The sequence below is a fragment of the Streptomyces wedmorensis genome (assembly GCF_000716445.1).
In the GTDB taxonomy this organism is placed as follows: Bacteria; Actinomycetota; Actinomycetes; order Streptomycetales; family Streptomycetaceae; genus Streptomyces; species Streptomyces wedmorensis.
Map to the genome: position 1 here is coordinate 212,469 of NZ_JNWK01000003.1, position 17,557 is coordinate 230,025.

Annotated in this window: 14 protein-coding genes; 9 read left to right on the top strand and 5 right to left on the bottom strand. The window is 72.6% G+C overall.

Features of this window, described 5'->3' with window-relative positions; genetic code table 11:
• Window positions 1-73: 73 nt before the first annotated feature.
• The gene (locus tag OO54_RS03345) at window positions 74-607 is read right to left on the bottom strand and encodes a DUF4245 domain-containing protein (protein WP_200146697.1); all 534 of its coding nucleotides are present in this window, start codon (window positions 605-607) and stop codon (window positions 74-76) included.
• A gap of 117 nt (window positions 608-724) precedes the next feature.
• Here OO54_RS03345 and glpX point away from each other — a divergent pair, with 117 nt between their 5' ends.
• Window positions 725-1,759: a class II fructose-bisphosphatase gene (gene glpX / locus OO54_RS03350; RefSeq protein ID WP_017239879.1), complete on the top strand. Its 1,035-nt coding sequence runs from the start codon at window positions 725-727 to the stop codon at window positions 1,757-1,759.
• Between the two features lie 92 nt (window positions 1,760-1,851).
• Here glpX and OO54_RS03355 read toward each other — a convergent pair whose 3' ends face one another.
• Together OO54_RS03355 and OO54_RS03360 are read right to left on the bottom strand one after the other, a co-directional pair.
• Window positions 1,852-2,226 carry a WhiB family transcriptional regulator gene (locus tag OO54_RS03355; RefSeq protein ID WP_033201348.1) on the bottom strand — a complete coding sequence of 125 codons (375 nt, stop codon included), beginning with the start codon at window positions 2,224-2,226 and terminating at the stop codon, window positions 1,852-1,854.
• Window positions 2,227-2,444: 218 nt separating this feature from the next.
• Window positions 2,445-3,164: a DUF1707 SHOCT-like domain-containing protein gene (locus tag OO54_RS03360; RefSeq protein WP_033201349.1), complete on the bottom strand. Its 720-nt coding sequence runs from the start codon at window positions 3,162-3,164 to the stop codon at window positions 2,445-2,447.
• 214 nt (window positions 3,165-3,378) lie between these two features.
• Between OO54_RS03360 and OO54_RS47085 the strand changes: the two genes are divergently transcribed.
• From OO54_RS47085 to OO54_RS03380, 4 genes are all read left to right on the top strand, one after another.
• Complete coding sequence (locus OO54_RS47085) at window positions 3,379-4,467, top strand: helix-turn-helix transcriptional regulator (RefSeq protein ID WP_051786674.1); 1,089 nt, start codon at window positions 3,379-3,381, stop codon at window positions 4,465-4,467.
• A gap of 268 nt (window positions 4,468-4,735) precedes the next feature.
• Window positions 4,736-7,351, top strand: a complete 2,616-nt coding sequence (locus OO54_RS03370; protein ID WP_033201350.1) for a S8 family serine peptidase — start codon at window positions 4,736-4,738, stop codon at window positions 7,349-7,351.
• A 145-nt stretch (window positions 7,352-7,496) separates the two neighbouring features.
• Window positions 7,497-9,167 carry a fumarate hydratase gene (locus OO54_RS03375; RefSeq protein ID WP_033201351.1) on the top strand — a complete coding sequence of 557 codons (1,671 nt, stop codon included), beginning with the start codon at window positions 7,497-7,499 and terminating at the stop codon, window positions 9,165-9,167.
• 161 nt (window positions 9,168-9,328) lie between these two features.
• Window positions 9,329-9,952, top strand: a complete 624-nt coding sequence (locus OO54_RS03380) for an HAD family acid phosphatase (RefSeq protein WP_017239873.1) — start codon at window positions 9,329-9,331, stop codon at window positions 9,950-9,952.
• A 30-nt stretch (window positions 9,953-9,982) separates the two neighbouring features.
• Here OO54_RS03380 and OO54_RS03385 read toward each other — a convergent pair whose 3' ends face one another.
• Window positions 9,983-10,483, bottom strand: a complete 501-nt coding sequence (locus OO54_RS03385) for an allene oxide cyclase barrel-like domain-containing protein (RefSeq protein WP_033201352.1) — start codon at window positions 10,481-10,483, stop codon at window positions 9,983-9,985.
• Between the two features lie 116 nt (window positions 10,484-10,599).
• Between OO54_RS03385 and OO54_RS03390 the strand changes: the two genes are divergently transcribed.
• Complete coding sequence (locus tag OO54_RS03390) at window positions 10,600-11,226, top strand: lipoprotein (protein WP_051786675.1); 627 nt, start codon at window positions 10,600-10,602, stop codon at window positions 11,224-11,226.
• A gap of 146 nt (window positions 11,227-11,372) precedes the next feature.
• On the opposite strand, the gene OO54_RS03395 is transcribed toward OO54_RS03390, so the two are convergent.
• Window positions 11,373-12,902 (bottom strand): ricin-type beta-trefoil lectin domain protein, encoded by a 1,530-nt coding sequence (locus tag OO54_RS03395; RefSeq protein WP_033201353.1) that lies wholly within the window; start codon window positions 12,900-12,902, stop codon window positions 11,373-11,375.
• Window positions 12,903-13,041: 139 nt separating this feature from the next.
• On the opposite strand from OO54_RS03395, the gene OO54_RS03400 reads away from it, so the two are divergent.
• The 3 genes from OO54_RS03400 to OO54_RS03410 all read left to right on the top strand — a co-directional run bounded on the left by OO54_RS03400 (window position 13,042) and on the right by OO54_RS03410 (window position 17,544).
• Window positions 13,042-14,442 carry a class II fumarate hydratase gene (locus tag OO54_RS03400; protein WP_033201354.1) on the top strand — a complete coding sequence of 467 codons (1,401 nt, stop codon included), beginning with the start codon at window positions 13,042-13,044 and terminating at the stop codon, window positions 14,440-14,442.
• A gap of 94 nt (window positions 14,443-14,536) precedes the next feature.
• Entirely contained in the window at window positions 14,537-15,202 is a 666-nt protein-coding gene (fomD, locus tag OO54_RS03405; RefSeq protein ID WP_033201355.1) for a cytidylyl-2-hydroxypropylphosphonate hydrolase, read from the top strand.
• Between the two features lie 311 nt (window positions 15,203-15,513).
• A complete protein-coding gene (locus tag OO54_RS03410) occupies window positions 15,514-17,544 on the top strand; it encodes an ATP-binding SpoIIE family protein phosphatase (RefSeq protein ID WP_033201356.1) in 2,031 nt (676 codons plus the stop codon).
• Window positions 17,545-17,557 lie beyond the last annotated feature (13 nt).

Consider the following 17,557-nt stretch of genomic DNA (forward strand, 5'->3'; position numbering starts at 1 on the left):
TACGGGAAGGGCCCCGCACTCGTCGAGTGCGGGGCCCTTCCCGTATGCCCGGACGGGGTGGGCGGTCGGAAGGTCAGGCCTGGTGGGAGCGGAGCGCGCCCGCCATCTCGGTCAGCCGCTCGAAGGAGGCGGTGCCGGTCACCACGGTGGTCGCCCCGCCCTCCGTGCGGACGAGGGCGTCGTACTTCGGGCCCTCCCAGCGCTGCCAGACCTGGCCGGCCACCGTCTCGGTGCGCCCGGTGTTCTTGGCGCGCTGGGTGACGTCCGGCACATAGGTGCCCGGCGCCGCCGTCGACTGGTGGATCGCCACGTACTGGGTGTCCGGGGAGAGGAAGCCGAGCTGCCAGGCGTTGGCGTTCTCGCGCTTGTACGAGACGACCGTCGCCTTCCAGCCGTCGCCGAGGCCCTCGGGGGCCAGCACCGGATACGGCGCCGCCCGCTGTGCCGTGAGGAGTTCGACCCGGTAGTCCTTCGCCTTGACCGGTGCCGCTTCCTCGTCGTGCGGGATGAAGAGATACATCACACCCGCGGCGACCAAGATCACCCCGAGGGACTGGAACATCCCGCGTACCGTCTGCCTGCCTCGCATACCTGCCACGCCCCCCATGGTCGCATCATGGTTCCGTGCTCATACGTGGGCCCCGCTGCTCATTTTGTCGACGTACCGATAGAGTCGCAGCACCCTCTTATTTCCGGCCGTCGCCGTACAGAAAGGTGCGTTCCGATGACCGAGCAGCATCATCTGCCGCCCGAGCTTGTGGTCTCCCCCGAGGCCCCCGACCGCAACCTGGCCCTTGAGCTGGTCCGCGTCACCGAGGCCGCCGCCATGGCCGCCGGCCGCTGGGTCGGCCGCGGCGACAAGATCGGCGCGGACGGCGCGGCGGTCAACGCCATGCGGACCCTGATCTCCACCGTCTCGATGAACGGCGTCGTCGTCATCGGCGAGGGGGAGAAGGACGAGGCCCCCATGCTCTTCAACGGCGAGCGGGTCGGCGACGGCACCGGCGCCGAGGTCGACATCGCCGTGGACCCGATCGACGGCACCACGCTCAACGCCAAGGGCATGCCGAACGCGATCGCCGTGCTGGCCGCCGCCGACCGCGGCGCCATGTTCGACCCGTCCGCGGTCTTCTACATGGACAAGCTGGTCACCGGCCCCGAGGCCGCCGACTTCGTCGACATCAACGCCCCCGTCTCGGTCAACATCCGCCGGGTCGCCAAGGCGAAGAACTCCTCGCCCGAGGACATCACGGTCGTCATCCTGGACCGCCCCCGCCACGAGGGCATCGTCAAGGAGATCCGCGAGACCGGGGCCCGGATCAAGTTCATCTCGGACGGCGACGTCGCCGGCTCGATCATGGCCGTCCGCGAGGGCACGGGCGTCGACATGCTGATGGGCATCGGCGGCACGCCCGAGGGCATCATCTCCGCGTGCGCCATCAAGTGCCTCGGCGGTGTCATCCAGGGCAAGCTGTGGCCGAAGGACGACGCCGAGCGCCGGAAGGCCCTGGACGCGGGCCACGACCTGGACCGGGTGCTCTCCACGAACGACCTGGTCGCCGGCGACAACGTCTTCTTCGTCGCGACCGGCATCACCGACGGCGAGCTGCTGCGCGGCGTGCGCTACCGCGCCGAGACGGCGACCACGCAGTCGCTGGTCATGCGCTCGAAGTCCGGCACGATCCGCCAGATCGACTCCACGCACCGGCTCTCGAAGCTGCGGGCCTACAGCAAGATCGACTTCGACCGCGCGAACTGACCGCGCGACGACGGTACGAAGAGGGGCGCCCCCATGTGCGGTGGGGGCGCCCCTTCCCGTACGGGCCCGCGGAGACGCGTCCGCGGTTCCCGTCAGCCCGCCTGGGCGATCCGCTCGGTCGCGGTGGCCTTCCGCAGCTCCACCTCGCGCCGCCTGCGCCGGGCCAGGACGACACGGCGCTCCGCCGCCGTGAGGCCGCCCCACACCCCGTACGGCTCCGGCTGGAGCAGCGCGTGCTCGCGGCACTCGACCATGACCGGACAGCGCGCGCAGACCCGCTTGGCCGCCTCCTCCCGGGCCAGCCGCGCGGCGGTCGGTTCCTTGGACGGGGCGAAGAACAGTCCGGCTTCGTCCCGTCGGCACACCGCCTCCGCGTGCCAAGGGCCTGCCTCGTCATCCCGGGTGGGCGTGGTGCGCTGAGGGGGGACGGCGGCGACCTGGAGGGGCTGATGCGGCGGTTGCAGCACGGTCTACTCCTGACGACGGCTTCGCGAGCGAGCGGCGATGCCCCAGCCCTACCCGCTGTGCGCGTGCCTATGCACTGCGTGCCGCGCCGTTCCGCACTGCGGAGACCCGTGGACGGATTCCGGTCACCGCCGCGGACGGGACGACGGCCACCGCCCCGCGGGGTCGCCGGCCGGGGCCCCGCCCCGCCCGGCCGCCGCGCGCGGCGCCCCGCCGGACGTCAGTGGCCGAGGTGTTTGCGCAGCTTGCCCTGGAGGTCGGTGATCCACTTGCCGCGCTTGGGCCTGGCCTCGACGTTCCCGAAGACCGAGTAGCCGTTGATGACCACGACCGGGGCCTGCGGGTCCACGCCCTCCAGGGTCACGACCTCGAAGTTGCCGAAGACCCCGCTGCCGCTGCCGCGCAGGCTGATGTTCTCCGGGACGCGCACCTCGACGTTCCCGAAGATCGAGGTGGCGTTGATGGTGGTGAGCCGCTGGGCGAAGATCGCCTCGGTGAGGTCGACCTCGATGCTCCCGAAGAGCGCGAAGGCGTTCGTCCGGCGGCTCACCCGCCAACGGCCCTTGCGGGTGGTGCTGGAGAAGATCGCGATGAGGTTGTCCGCGGGGCCCTCCGCGTCGTCGGCGGGCCACGCGTGGGCCGGCTCGGGCTCCTGGCCGGTGCGGGCGGAGGGCAGGTCGCGGACGATCGGCTCCAGCTCCCCGACCGTCTTGGCCCGGTAGACCGCGTCGATCCGGTCCGAGTGCTCCTCCGGGTCGAGCCGCCCCTCGGCCAGGGCGTCCCCGAGGATGTCCGCGACCCGGTCCCGGTCCGCGTCCGAGGCCCGCAACGAGCCCCGCGGATCGGCGAAACCGGTCTCCCCGGGAGCGGGCTCGGCGGGCGCGGCCGACCGCTGCGGCTGGGGCTGCTTCTCGGGTTCGGGCTGCTTTTCGAGGTCCACGGAGCCAGCCTAGCGAAACGCGATAGATCGCGACCAGGGGGACGCCCCGGGTCCCGTCCCCTAGGGGATGCCCCGACGGGGCGTCCGAACGCGCGACTGGCGGGTTGAAGCCACGGCGCAAAACCGCCGGTTCCCGTACGCCGCCGCCCGCCCCGCCTCTGCCACTGTGTGAACACCGTGCGCCAGCACGGCCGATGAGGCGGGAGGGGCGGGCGTGACGGAGGCGACGGACACGACTGCGATACCGGACGCCACGGCGGACACCCCGGGCGCGCCGAGCGCCCCGAGCAGGGCGAGCGGCACGGACGGGGCGAGCGGCGTGGGCGGCCCGGTCGCCCGCGGCCTGCCCGGTGCCCATGCCCTGCCCGACGGCCCGTACGCTTCCCCCGCACCTGGCGCCCCCGACGGCCTCGCCGCCTTCCAAGGGCTCGTGCTGCGCCGTCTCGACGAGATCCGCGAGGCGCAGCGGGCCCTCGCCGGGCCGGCGGGTGCGCGCCGGACGGCGGGCGCCGAGGCCGCCGGGCCCGAGGTCGAGCTGATCACGGGCGCCCGGGCCATCGCCGAGGGTTACGTGCGGCTCCAGCGGTCGGCCCGGCGGGAGATCCTCGCCCTGGCGACCGGTCCGGTGGTCGCGGTGCCCGCGGCGGCCAACTCCGGGCAGCGGGAGGCGATGCGGGCGGGGGTGCGCTACCGGGTGGTGTACGACCGGGACGCGCTCGCCCTCAGCGACTCCGACACCCCGCCGCTCCTGGAGCACTGGGCCTCGCTCGGCGAGGAGATGCGGGTGGCCTTCGGGCTGCCCCTGAAGCTGGTGCTGGTCGACCGGTCCGCGGCCCTCGTCGTACCGCTCGCGGCGGACGCTCCGGAGGGCGCCACCGCCGACACCGGGGAAGGCCCGCCGGGAGGCGCCCCGGAGGCGGCCCGCCGAGCCGACGAGGAGTACGGCTCCGCAGCCGGCGAGGAGCACGTGCCCGAGGCCGGTGAGGAGGCCGCCGGGCCCACCGCGACCGTGCTGCGGTCCCGGCCGCTCCTGGACGCGCTGGGGTGGATCTTCGACCGGGTCTGGGACAGCGCCCTGCCGGTCCCCGCCGCGATCGCGGCCGCCGTGGACGGGCCGCTGACGGCCGACGACCGGCGGCTGCTCACCCTGCTCCTCAACGGCTACACGGACCAGGCGATCGGCTCCCAACTGGGCGTGTCGGAGCGGACGGTGCAGCGCCGCGTGCGGCGGCTTCTCGCCCTCGCGGGCGCCCGCAGCAGGCTCCAGCTGGGCTGGCACGCGGCCCGCCACCACTGGCTCTGACGCGGCCGCGCAGCAGACTCCAGCCGACCTGGCACGCGGCCCGTCGCCATCGGCTCCGACGCGGACGCAGCAGACTCCGGCCGGAGTGACACGCGGCCCGCCACCCCCTGGCTCCGGCATGAGCGGAGCTGAGGCCTCCGGTGGGTCGGCCGTCGTTGTGTCGCCTTTACGACACGTCGTCAAACCGCCAGTACACAGGCCCTGTTGGGCCCGGTTTCCCGTGGCAACGTGTCCGGCGTTCGCACCCCCCGGACGCCGGAAGGACACCATGTCCCGTCGCAGATCCACCGCGATAACCACCGCGGTCTCCACCGCTCTCGCGCTCGCCGCCGCCTCCCTCGCGCTGACCGTCGGCCCCGCCGCGGCCGAGGCCGACCTCGCCCCCGCAGACAAGCTGGGGGCCCACGACCGGGCCCTGCTCGCCCAGTACGAGCGCCAGTACGGCTCCGCCCGCGGTGTCGCCCCCGACGGCACCCGCCCCGACTTCGCGACCCTCCTGATCGCGGTCGCCGACGGCCGCACCGCCGAGGCCGAACGGGCCCTCGCCGGGCTGGGCGTCGAGACGACCCGTACCGAGGCGTCCGTCGGCTACCTGAAGGCGAACGTCCCCTTCGGTCTCGTCGAGCAGGTCGCGGCCCTCGACGCCGTCGTCGCCGTCGACCTCGACGAGTTGCTGGAGATCGAGGACACCCGCGCCGACGGCGAGCTCGCCGGGGAGCCGAGGCCGGGCACGGCCCTCCCCCAGGCGCCGTCGGCCGCCACGCCGGACGACAACCCGTACATGCCGACCCGGGAGACCGGCTCGGTCCGCTTCAAGCAGGACCACCCGACGTACGACGGGCGCGGCGTCACGATCGGCGTGATGGACACGGGCATCGACCCGACGCACCCGGCTCTGGCGAAGACGACGACCGGCGAGGACAAGCTCGTCGAGACGGTCACGGGCAGCAACCCGAGGAACTTCATCGACCTGATCTTCGACGACAGCTGGTTCCTGATGGGCAAGACCGTCGCCGGTCCGTCGATCGCGGACGCGGCGGGGATCACCTGGACGGCGCCCGCTTCCGCGGACCTGCGTCTGACGTACAAGTCGACGTCGATGCCCGGCGGGAAGACCCGGAAGACCGGCGTCCTGTACCGCGACTCCGACCAGGGCGTCTGGGTGGACACCGACGGCGACTTCGACTTCACCGACGAGGAGCTGCTGCGGCAGTTCGGCAAGGCCCGGCAGATCGGGTACCTGGGCACGGACGACCCGGCGACGGCGCTCAACGAGCGCGTCCCGTTCACCGTGCAGACCCAGGCCCTCGCGGGGACCGTCACGGGCGTCAACCTCAACATCATCACCGAGGCCCACGGCACCCACGTGGCCGGCATCACGGCCGCCCACGGCATGTTCGGCGGTGCCATGGACGGCCAGGCACCCGGCGCCAAGCTGGTGTCCATGAAGGCCTGTCACGCCGGCGGCTGCTCCTCGGCAGCGCTCACCGACGGCATGATCGACCTGGTCACGAAGTACGGCGTGGACGTGGTCAACATGTCGATCGGCGCGAGCCCCGAGCTGAACGACGGCCAGAGCGCCCGCGCGCTCGTCTACAACCGGCTGATCGACAGCAGCGGGGTGCAGCTCTTCATCTCCGCCGGCAACTCCGGCGCCGGCGTCAACACCGTCGGCGACCCGACCGGCGCCGAGCAGGTCGTCAGCGTCGGCGCCGACGTGTCCGCCGCGACCTGGTGGGCGAACTACGGCTCCGAGGTCAAGGACGAGCGGGGCGTCTTCCCCTTCTCCTCGCGCGGCCCGCGCGAGGACGGCGGTTTCAAGCCGGACATCACCGCGCCCGGCGCGGCGGTCTCCACCACGCCCGACTGGATCGCCCCGAGCTACGTCCCCGAGACCGGCTACAAGCTGCCGCCCGGCTACTCGATGCTGAACGGCACCTCCATGTCGTCCCCGCAGGCCGCCGGCGCCGGGGCGCTGCTGCTCTCCGCCGCCCGGCAGGCCGGGGTCTCCGCCACGCCGGCCGAGCTGCGCGCCGCGATCCACACGGGCGCCCGCTGGAACGGCAAGGCCGACGCCGTCGCGCAGGGCCGCGGCCGGTTCGACGTGCCGAAGGCCTGGTCCGTGCTCGGCAAGGGCAAGGCGGGCACCGCGGACACGGTCACCGTCTCCGCGCCCGTGTGCACCCCGCTGTCGGGCGAGCTCGTCACCCCGCACCGCGGCAGCGGCCTGTTCAACAGCTGCGCCCCGGGCTCCGGCGGCCAGGCCGTCGGCGAGGAGCGGTCGTACGAGCTGACCGTGACCCGCACCAGCGGCGCCGAGGGCCCGGTGGCGTACGAGGTCGGGCTCAAGGGGAACGACGGCACCTTCACCGTCCCGTCCTCGCTGACCCTGGTGAAGGGCGTCCCGACCCCGCTGAAGGTCACGGCGGCGCCGGGCACCCAGGGCACGCACTCCGCGGTCCTCACCCTGGACGACGCGGCGACCCGGGCCGTCGAGCGGACCACGATGCTCGCCGTCGAGGCGGCCGTGCCGCTGGTCGCCGGCACCCCGCTGACCGTGACGGGCGTCTCGTACCGCAACGACACGATCCACTACACGGTGGCCGTGCCCGCCGGCACCCAGGCGCTGAACGTCTCCCTGGACGGTCTGGAGCCGGGCAGCCAGACCCGCTGGTGGGCCTTCAAGCCGACCGGGGTCTCCGGTGAGGCCTCCGCCGCCGGAACGATCTACTGCTACAACGGCTACCTCGACGGATACGGCTGCGACCCGCGCGCCCGGACGTACGCCAAGCCCGCCGAGGGCGTCTGGGAGCTGGTCGTGGAGTCCCGCCGCACCTCGCCGCTGTGGGCGAACCCGTACCGCCTGACCGCCACGGTCTCGTAGCGGAACACTCCACCGAGGCGCGGTCCCGGTCCTCAGTGAGCCTTACCTCACAGGATCGGGGCCGCGCCCGCGACATACGCTGGAGGGCGCGCCCGCCAACGGAGGCGGCGCGCTGCTGTCTGCCGAGTGAGGAATGGCTGCCGTCATGCCAGAGTTTGCGTACTCCGATCTGCTCCCGCTGGGAGAGGACACCACGCCCTATCGCCTGGTGACCTCCGAAGGTGTCTCCACCTTCGAGGCCGACGGCCGTACGTTCCTCAAGGTCGAGCCCGAGGCCCTGCGGAAGCTGGCCGCCGAGGCGATCCACGACATCCAGCACTTCCTGCGCCCGGCCCACCTGGCCCAGCTGCGCCGGATCATCGACGACCCCGAGGCCTCGTCGAACGACAAGTTCGTCGCGCTCGACCTGCTCAAGAACGCGAACATCGCCGCCGCCGGCGTCCTGCCGATGTGCCAGGACACGGGCACCGCGATCGTGATGGGCAAGCGCGGTCAGAACGTGCTGACCTCGGGCCGCGACGAGGAGGCCCTGTCCAAGGGCGTCTACGACGCGTACACGAAGCTGAACCTGCGGTACTCGCAGATGGCCCCGGTCACCATGTGGGAGGAGAAGAACACCGGCTCGAACCTGCCCGCGCAGATCGAGCTGTACGCGACCGACGGCGGCGCGTACAAGTTCCTCTTCATGGCCAAGGGCGGCGGCTCCGCCAACAAGTCCTTCCTCTACCAGGAGACGAAGGCCGTCCTCAACGAGGCGAGCATGATGAAGTTCCTGGAGGAGAAGATCCGCTCGCTCGGCACGGCGGCCTGCCCGCCGTACCACCTGGCGATCGTCGTCGGCGGCACGAGCGCCGAGTTCGCGCTCAAGACCGCGAAGTACGCCTCCGCGCACTACCTGGACGAGCTGCCCACCGAGGGATCGGCCGAGACCGGTCACGGCTTCCGCGACAAGGAGCTGGAGGAGAAGGTCTTCGAGCTGACGCAGAAGATCGGCATCGGCGCCCAGTTCGGCGGCAAGTACTTCTGCCACGACGTCCGCGTCGTCCGTCTTCCCCGCCACGGCGCCTCGCTGCCCGTCGCCATCGCCGTCTCCTGCTCGGCCGACCGCCAGGCCGTCGCGAAGATCACCGCCGAGGGCGTCTTCCTGGAGCAGCTGGAGACCGACCCGGCGCGCTTCCTGCCGGACACGACGGACGAGCACCTGTCGGAGGAGGCCGACGTCGTCACCATCGACCTGAACCAGCCGATGGACGACATCCTCGCCGAGCTGACCAAGTACCCGGTCAAGACCCGGCTCTCCCTCAACGGTCCGCTGGTCGTGGCGCGCGACATCGCGCACGCCAAGATCAAGGAGCGCCTGGACGCGGGCGAGGAGATGCCGCAGTACCTGAAGGACCACCCGGTCTACTACGCGGGCCCCGCGAAGACCCCGGAGGGTTACGCCTCCGGTTCCTTCGGCCCGACGACGGCCGGCCGCATGGACTCGTACGTGGAGCAGTTCCAGGCCGCGGGCGGCTCGAAGGTGATGCTGGCGAAGGGCAACCGGTCCGGGCAGGTCACCGCCGCGTGCGGCGCGCACGGCGGTTTCTACCTCGGCTCGATCGGCGGCCCGGCCGCGCGTCTCGCGCAGGACTGCATCAAGAAGGTCGAGGTCGTCGAGTACGAGGAGCTCGGCATGGAGGCGGTCTGGAAGATCGAGGTCGAGGACTTCCCGGCGTTCATCGTGGTGGACGACAAGGGCAACGACTTCTTCCAGAACCCGGCGCCGGAGCCGACGTTCACGCACATCCCGGTGCGGGGTCCTGGTCTCGGCTGATCCCCTGACGCTCCCGCGAAGCCCCCGTTCCCCCGGAACGGGGGCTTCGTCGTTCTCCGCTCAGAAAGTCGCTACCGACTGGTAGCCCTCTCGTCGCCTACTGGTCAGTATAGGTCGCGAGCATGTCAACCACTGAGCCGGTCGACCCTCGGGAGCCCCCCATGCCCTCCGCCAAAGCCACCGCCGCCGCCACCCTCGGACTGGCCGCCGTCCTCGTCGTCGGGCCCGCGCCCGCCGCCTCGGCGGCCGACCCCGACACCCACGTGACCTCGGCCGCGGCCTTCGCGGACGTCGACTACGGGACCTGGCGCCGCGATGTGGCGGCCGTCGTCGCCGAGGCCCGCCCGTACATCGAGGAGCGCTCCGAGGACGCCGGCCGGGAGAAGCAGGCGATCGTCCTCGACATCGACAACAGCTCCCTGGAGACGGACTTCCACCCGTTCTGGGAGCTGCCGACCCCGGCCATCGCGGACGTGCGCGACCTCGTCCGCGACGCCCACGCGCGCGGGGTGGCGGTGTTCTTCGTGACCGCGCGGCCGGGGATCATCCACTCGCTGACGGACTGGAACCTGAGGAAGTCCGGGTACCCGGTCGACGGCCTGTACGTGCGGAACCTGCCCGACCTGTTCGCGGAGGTCGGCGCGTACAAGACCGCGAAGCGCGCGGAGATCGAGGCCAAGGGCTACACGATCATCGCGAACATCGGCAACAACACCACCGACCTCGTCGGCGGTCACGCCGAGCGCGCCTTCAAGCTGCCGGACTACGGCGGCAAGCTGTCCTGACGGCGGTCCACCAGGGGTGCGGGACACCCCCTAGCGGACGTTGATGTGGAACTCCATCCGCTCGTAGTCCCCGTCGGGGGTGGTACGCACGTAGCCGCGGGCGTCCTTGAAGTCACCGGTTCCGCCGGTGATGGCCACGTCGTACGCGGCGGGCGCCTCGGCCGAGGTGTCGAAGGTGACGAGGGCCTGGGCGGTGAGCTGTCCGCCCGGTCCGCCGTTCAGGACGAAGGTGCCGACGCAGTTCACGTCCGCCTGGGTGCCGGAGACGCGCACCACGGCGCAGGTGACGCCGTCGCGGCCGACCTTGTCGCCGCCCTTGGTCTTGTACAGGTCGTCGGCGACGGTGAAGACGTCGCCGACCTCGGGCGGCGGCCCGCTCTCGTCGGCTCCCTCGGCCGGGACCTCCTTGGCGTAGAGCGTGAGCTCGAACCCGTCGCCGTTGTCGGCCTGGACCGGGGCCACGGCGCCGAAGGCGACGGCCGCGACCGTACAGGCACCGAGCGTGCCGATCCTCCTGATGGTGCGGGTCATGTCCTGCCTCCCGGTGGGATGGGGTCCCCCTCGGCATGCTTCACATTGTGCGGCGATCACCGCGCCTTCGCCCGTCCGGGCGCATCCCTGCCCCCCGGGTCGGCGATCATGGCGCCATGCGAAAGAGAGCACTTCCGATACGGGCGGCGGCCCCCGTCGCCCTGGCCGCGGCCGGGCTGCTGCTGACCGGCTGCGGTACGACTCCGGCGCCCGTGGCCCCGGCGGGCACCGCCGCTCCGAAGGCGGAGGGCCCGAAGGCCGCCGCCACCCTGGGCGGGCCGGGGTCGGCCTGCGCGCTGCCCGTGTCGTTCGGGCTGGCGGAGAAGTGGGAGCCGGAGGCGATCGACGACCCGGAGAACCCGGAGTTCGCGGCGCTGACGCGCCAGGGTCCCGCGGTGATCCGCTGCGAGGTGGACGCCAAGCCGGCCGGGCACGTCGGCTACCTGCGGATCTGGACGGCGGACAAGGGTCCCGCGCGGGCCGCGCTCGAAGGCTTCGTGAAGGGCGCGCGGAACACCTCGAAGGTCGCCTACGAGGAGACCGCCGCGGGCGCGCTGCCGGCCGTCGAGGTGACGTACACCGTCTCCGTCGAGCTGACGGAGGAGTCGAAGGAGGAGCGGGCGTTCGCCGTCTCCACGCCCAAGGGCGTGGTGATCGTCCACCTCGGCGGGCTCGACTCCGACGAGCACCGGGCGATGATCCCGGCGTACGAGCTGGCGAAGTCGACGCTGAAGGCGCTCTGACCGCTCAGGGATCCCAGGGTCTCCGAACGGGACCGTGGCCCCCGTCCCGCACCGGACGGGGGCCACGGCGTCTCCGGGCCCTCGGGGGTGTCCCGCCGCTCGGGCCGGACCGGCGGTCCCGGCCCGCGGCCTGACCGGCGGGGCCCCTACACGAACCGCTGGTTCGCGGAGCCGTTGCAGCTCTGAAGCCTGATCGGCTCCTTCGCCGCGCCCTGGGCGAGGCAGAGGCCGGTCGCGGCGGCGGGCCGGATGGTGGCGCCGTCACGGACGAACCTCTGGTTGGCGGCGCCGCTGCAGTTCCAGACGACGAGCGCCTTCCCGGCCTGGTAGACGGCGCCGGGGACGTCGAGGCAGCGGTCCTGGGTGAGCTCGGTGTGCAGGGTCCGGCGGACGGTGTCGTACCACCAGCCCTGGTTGCGGCCGCCGTGGCAGTCCCAGCCGAGCACGGCGGTCCCGTTGGCGGACTCGGCGGCGTTCACGTCCAGGCAGTTGCCGGTCGCCTGGTTGGCGAGCGGGCGGTACGCGTCGTCCCAGGCGAGCGGGAAGAGCTTCGGCGTGCCCGAGGAGTCGACGTCGGCGCAGCTCGCCTCGCGGCGGCCCGAGTCGTAGATCTGCGTCAGGCAGGACGCGAAGGCGGCGTGGCCGCTCTTGTTGGGGTGGAAGGACTGCCGGACGGAGTTCTCGTCGATGCCACCGGGCTTGGAGAGGTCGATGTAGAGGCCCCGGGCCCAGGTGTCCTCCATGCAGACCTCGTGGCCGTGGAAGAGCCGCGAGTTGTCGAGGTAGACGGCCCCGGTGGAGGCGGCCGCCCGGCGCATGCCGCGCTCGAAGGCGGGGACGGCGGTGTTGCGGCCCCACTTGGTGTCGGAGTCGTAGCCCATGCCGCCGCAGGCGAGCTTGCCGGGGAAGTTCGGGTTGTCGCGGAAGTCGGGGCCGATCGGGCTCGGGTAGCCCATGACGACGAGCTTGTAGTCGCCGTCTGCGTATCCGGCGTCGCGCATGACGGTCTTCAGGTCGCGCACGGTCTGCTCGACCTTGGGGACGAGCGCGTCGACGCGGGCCTGCCAGCCGGGGGCGTACTTGGGCTCGCAGGTGCCCTGGCTGAGCACGTACCGCTGGACGCAGTCGGTCATGACGGGCCCGAACTGCAGGTCGTCGTTGGCGCCGGCGACGAGCAGGACCATCTTGATCCGGGTGTTGCGGGCCTTGACGGCGAGGTTGTCGCTCTGGACCAGCTCGTCGGCGTACTGCTTGGAGCCGCCGATCCGGATGTTGCCGGTGTACGCACCGGAGCAGGCCACGTTGAAGGTGAGGTCCGCGGGGATCCCGGTGCGGTGGATGGCGGCGTCGGGCGAGCGGTGGCACCAGTTGGTGGGGCCGTTGGTGGGCGACTCGTAGGTGCCGACGCCCTCGCCGGAGATCTCGCTGTCGCCGAGGGAGATCAGGCCGGTCTTGCGCTGGGCGAGCGGGCGTTCGGCGGGGTCGCCGTAGATCTTGGTGGCCTCGGCGGCGCGGATCGCCTCCAGCTCGGGGGAGAGCGGTGTGGAGGTGATTCCGGCCGTGGTGCTCGTGTCGGTCGCGCCCGCGGGGGCGGCGGCGGTCATGCTGCCGAGGGCCGCCGCGGCTGCGGCGACGGCTGCGACGGGCCAGCGGAGTCTGTACCCGGTGCGCTTCATTGCGCCTCCTGGAAGTGGGGTTACCCACGGTTTTTACTGGCCGGTACGCGCCTTGGGAATACATCGAACAAGACAAGTGCTCATCTTTTTCGGGGGGTTGGGGGTCGCTCCCCACGAGCACAGCCAGGAGGTTGAGGACATGAACGGCACCGACGACTACCGGATCGAGCACGACTCCATGGGCGAGGTGCGGGTCCCCGCCCACGCCAAGTGGCGGGCCCAGACCCAGCGGGCGGTGGAGAACTTCCCGATCTCGGGCCAGCGCCTGGAGCGCGCCCACATCGAGGCCCTGGCCCGGATCAAGGCCGCCGCGGCCAAGGTCAACGCCGAACTGGGCGTCATCGACACGGACCGCGCGGAGGCCATCGCGTCGGCCGCCGAGGAGGTCGCCGGGGGTCGCTGGGACGAGCACTTCCCCGTGGACGTCTTCCAGACCGGCTCGGGCACCTCGTCGAACATGAACACCAACGAGGTCATCGCCACCCTCGCCACCGAACGGCTCCCCGAAGGCCGCGAGGTCCACCCCAACGACCACGTGAACGCCTCGCAGTCGTCCAACGACGTGTTCCCGTCCTCCATCCACATCGCGGCCACCGGCGCCGTCACCCACGACCTGATCCCCGCCCTCGACCACCTGGCCGCCGCCCTGGAGCGAAAATCGGCCGAATTCGCGACGGTCGTCAAGTCCGGCCGCACGCACCTCATGGACGCCACCCCGGTCACCCTCGGCCAGGAGTTCGGCGGCTACGCGGCCCAGGTCAGGTACGGCGCCGAGCGCCTGCGCACCGCCCTCCCCCGGCTCGCCGAACTCCCCCTCGGCGGTACGGCGGTGGGCACCGGCATCAACACGCCGGCCGGCTTCTCCGCCGCCGTCATCGCGGAGGTCGCCCGTGCGACCGGCCTGCCCCTGACCGAGGCCCGCGACCACTTCGAGGCCCAGGGTGCCCGGGACGGCCTGGTCGAGACGTCCGGGCAGCTCCGCACGCTCGCCGTATCCCTCACCAAGATCGCCAACGATCTGCGCTGGATGGCCAGCGGCCCGCGCACCGGCCTCGCCGAGATCAACCTCCCGGACCTCCAGCCCGGCTCGTCGATCATGCCCGGCAAGGTGAACCCGGTGATCCCCGAGGCGGTCCTCATGGTCGCCGCGCAGGTGACCGGAAACGACACCACGGTCGCGGTGGCCGGCGCCGCCGGGAACTTCGAGCTCAACGTAATGCTGCCGGTCATGGCCAAGAACCTCCTGGAGTCCGTACGGCTGCTCGCCAACGCCTCCCGGCTGCTCGCGGACCGCACGGTCGACGGCATCACCGCCAACGCCGAGCGCGCCCGCGAGTACGCCGAGTCCTCGCCGTCCGTGGTCACCCCGCTGAACAAGTACATCGGGTACGAGGAGGCCGCCAAGGTCGCCAAGAAGTCCCTCGCCGAGCGGAAGACCATCCGCGAGGTCGTCCTCGAGTCCGGGTACGTCGAGCGGGGCGACCTCACGGTCGAGCAGCTGGACGAGGCGCTCGACGTCCTGCGGATGACTCGGCAGTAGCCCCGGGGGCCGCGCGCCCACGGGCCGGCGGGCAGCCGACTCATCCGTGACCTGTACCGCAGCGGTCGTGGGAGCGCGCCCCTAAGATCTGCGCATGACAGGATCGGGCGGCTCTCAGCACTGGGCGCCGGGGGATCACATCCTCTGGCGCTACCGCGGCAACGGCACCGGCGAGGTGCACATCTGCCGACCGGTGACGGTCGTCCAGGACACTCCCGAGCTGCTCGCGGTCTGGATGGCGCCCGGCACCGAATGCGTCCGCCCCGTGCTCGCCGACGGCACCCCGGTGCACGAGGAGCCGCTCGCCACCCGCTACACGGCCCCGCGCACCACCGAACGCGCGCGCTGGTTCGGCAGCGGGGTCCTGAAGCTGGCACGGCCCGGCGAACCGTGGTCGGTCTGGCTGTTCTGGGAGCGCGGCTGGCGCTTCCGCAGTTGGTACGTGAACCTGGAGGAGCCGCGGGTCCGGTGGTCCGGCGGCTTCGACTCCGAGGACCACTTCCTCGACATCTCCGTCTACCCCGACCGCAGCTGGCTGTGGCGGGACGAGGACGAGTTCGCGCAGGCCCAGCGGTCCGGCCTGATGGGCCCGGAACAGGCGGCGCGGGTCCGGGCCGCCGGGCAGCGTGCGGTGGAACGGATCCGGGAGTGGGGCGAGCCGTTCACGGACGGCTGGGAGGACTGGCGGCCCGATCCGGCCTGGAAGGTTCCGGAGCTCCCGGCCGACTGGGACCGCACTCCGGCGCACACGGCGCCGTGAGACCCTTGATGCGCCCCCGGGGTTCAAACGTAGGATCGTCCTCCGCACGGCATAAGCGGACCGAACGGCCCGTCGGACCGACCGAACGGCACGTCAAAGACTCAGTACGGCGCAGGACCTGACCGCAAGTCATCCACGAGGGGGAGAACAGTGCCGGACGTGCGCCCGGGTGTTCCGACCCCTGCCGTTGCCGCAACTCGCGGAACGCCCACATCCGCTGCATACGAGGGGTTTACCCCCGCCGAAGGCGCGGCATCGGCGAGAAGAGCGAGTGCATCGCACCACCGGCCCGGACGGACGGAACCCCACGCGTGACGGAGCATCCCACCTCCCACGAAGGCCGGCAGCCCCTGGCTGCCCGGCCGCAGGAACGCGCGCGCCCTCGCCAGGAGGCGGCGGCCGGCCTGCCCTCCGACGTGCCCGCCCAGCCGGGCGGACCGGCGGGCCGGACGGCCCCCGCCCCCGGTACGGACACGCCCCCGGCACCCGGTCAGGCGGCGGCGCCCGTCGGCAACGGCGGCCCGGGCTCCCCGCACTCCCCCGGCGTGCCGCATTCCCCGGGCCCGCCCCACCCTCCCGGCGGCCCCGGAGCCGTGGCGGTCGCCGTGGCCCCGCAGCCGCCCGGCGGAGCCAGAGGCGGGGACACCGCCGGACGGCGCGAGGGCGACCGGCTGCGGTTCGTCGGCGCCGCGACCCGGCGCATCGCGCGCGGCATCGACCTGGACGAGATCGTGCTCGGTCTGTGCCGGGCCACCGTGCCGACCTTCTCGGACGAGATCCTCGTCTACCTCCGCGACCCGCTGCCGGTGGGCGACGAGCGGCCGGTGGCGCCGTTCGTGCTGCGCCTGCGCCGCACGGACCGGCTCCGGTTAAGCGAACTGGACGGCGAGGAGCTGGTGCTCGTACCCGATCCGGATCCGACCCCCGCGGCCGAACTCTGCGAGGTGCGGTCCGGCGGTGCGCTGGCCGAGGTGCTGCGCGGGGTGCGGCCGGTCTTCGGCGACTCCGCGGCCGCGAAGACCGCGCTGGGCGAGCTGCTCGGCCCCGACCATCCGCTGCCCGGCGGGCTGCGGGCGGTCCTCGCGCCGCTGCGCGGCCGGCGCCGGGTGATCGGCGCGGCCGTGTTCCTGCGCCGCCCCGAGCGGGCCGGCTTCGAGCCGAACGACCTGCTCGTCGCGGCGCAGTTGGCCACGCACACCGCGCTCGGCATCGACAAGGCCGTGCTCTACGGCCGTGAGGCGTACATCGCGGACGAGCTCCAGCGGACGATGCTGCCGGACTCGCTGCCGCAGCCGACCGGCGTGAAGCTGGCCTCCCGCTATCTGCCGGCCGCCGAGACGGCCCGGGTGGGCGGCGACTGGTACGACGCGATCCCGCTGCCCGGCAGCAGGGTCGCCCTGGTCGTCGGCGACGTCATGGGCCACTCGATGACCTCGGCGGCGATCATGGGCCAGCTGCGGACCACCGCGCAGACGCTGGCCGGCCTCGACCTGCCGCCGCAGGAGGTCCTGCACCACCTGGACGAGCAGGCGCAGCGGCTCGGCCAGGACCGGATGGCGACCTGCATGTACGCGGTGTACGACCCGGTCTCGCACCGGATCACGGTGGCCAACGCGGGCCATCCGCCGCCGATACTGCTCCACCTGGGCGGGCGCGCGGAGGTCCTTCGGGTGCCGCCCGGCGCCCCGATCGGCGTGGGCGGGGTCGACTTCGAGGCGGTGGAGCTGGACGCCCCGGCGGGTGCCACCCTGCTCCTCTACACGGACGGTCTGGTCGAGTCCCGGCTGCGGGACGTGTGGACGGGGATCGAGCAGCTGCGGGAGCGCCTGGCGGCGACGGCGCAGCTGACCGGACCCGACCACTCGCCGCCCCTCGAGGCGCTCTGCGACGACGTCCTCGACATGCTGGGTCCGGGCGACCGGGACGACGACATCGCGCTGCTCGCGGCCCGTTTCGACGGGATCGCGCCGAGCGACGTGGCGTACTGGTTCCTGGAGCCGGAGGACGCGGCGCCCGGGCGGGCCCGGCGGCTGGCCCGGCGGGCGCTCGCCCGGTGGGACCTGGAGGAGCTGACGGACTCGGTCGAGCTGCTGATCAGCGAGGTCGTGACGAACGCCGTGCGGTACGCGGAGCGGCCGGTGACGCTGCGGCTGCTGCGTACGGACGTGCTGCGCTGCGAGGTCGGCGACGACTCCCCCCAGCTGCCACGGCAGCGGCGGGCACGGGACACGGACGAGGGCGGTCGCGGTCTCTTCCTGGTGAACCGGCTGGCCCGCCGGTGGGGGGCGACCCGCCTCTCGGGCGGCAAGGTCGTCTGGTTCGAGCTGGCCACCCGGAACTGACCGGGCGGGCCCG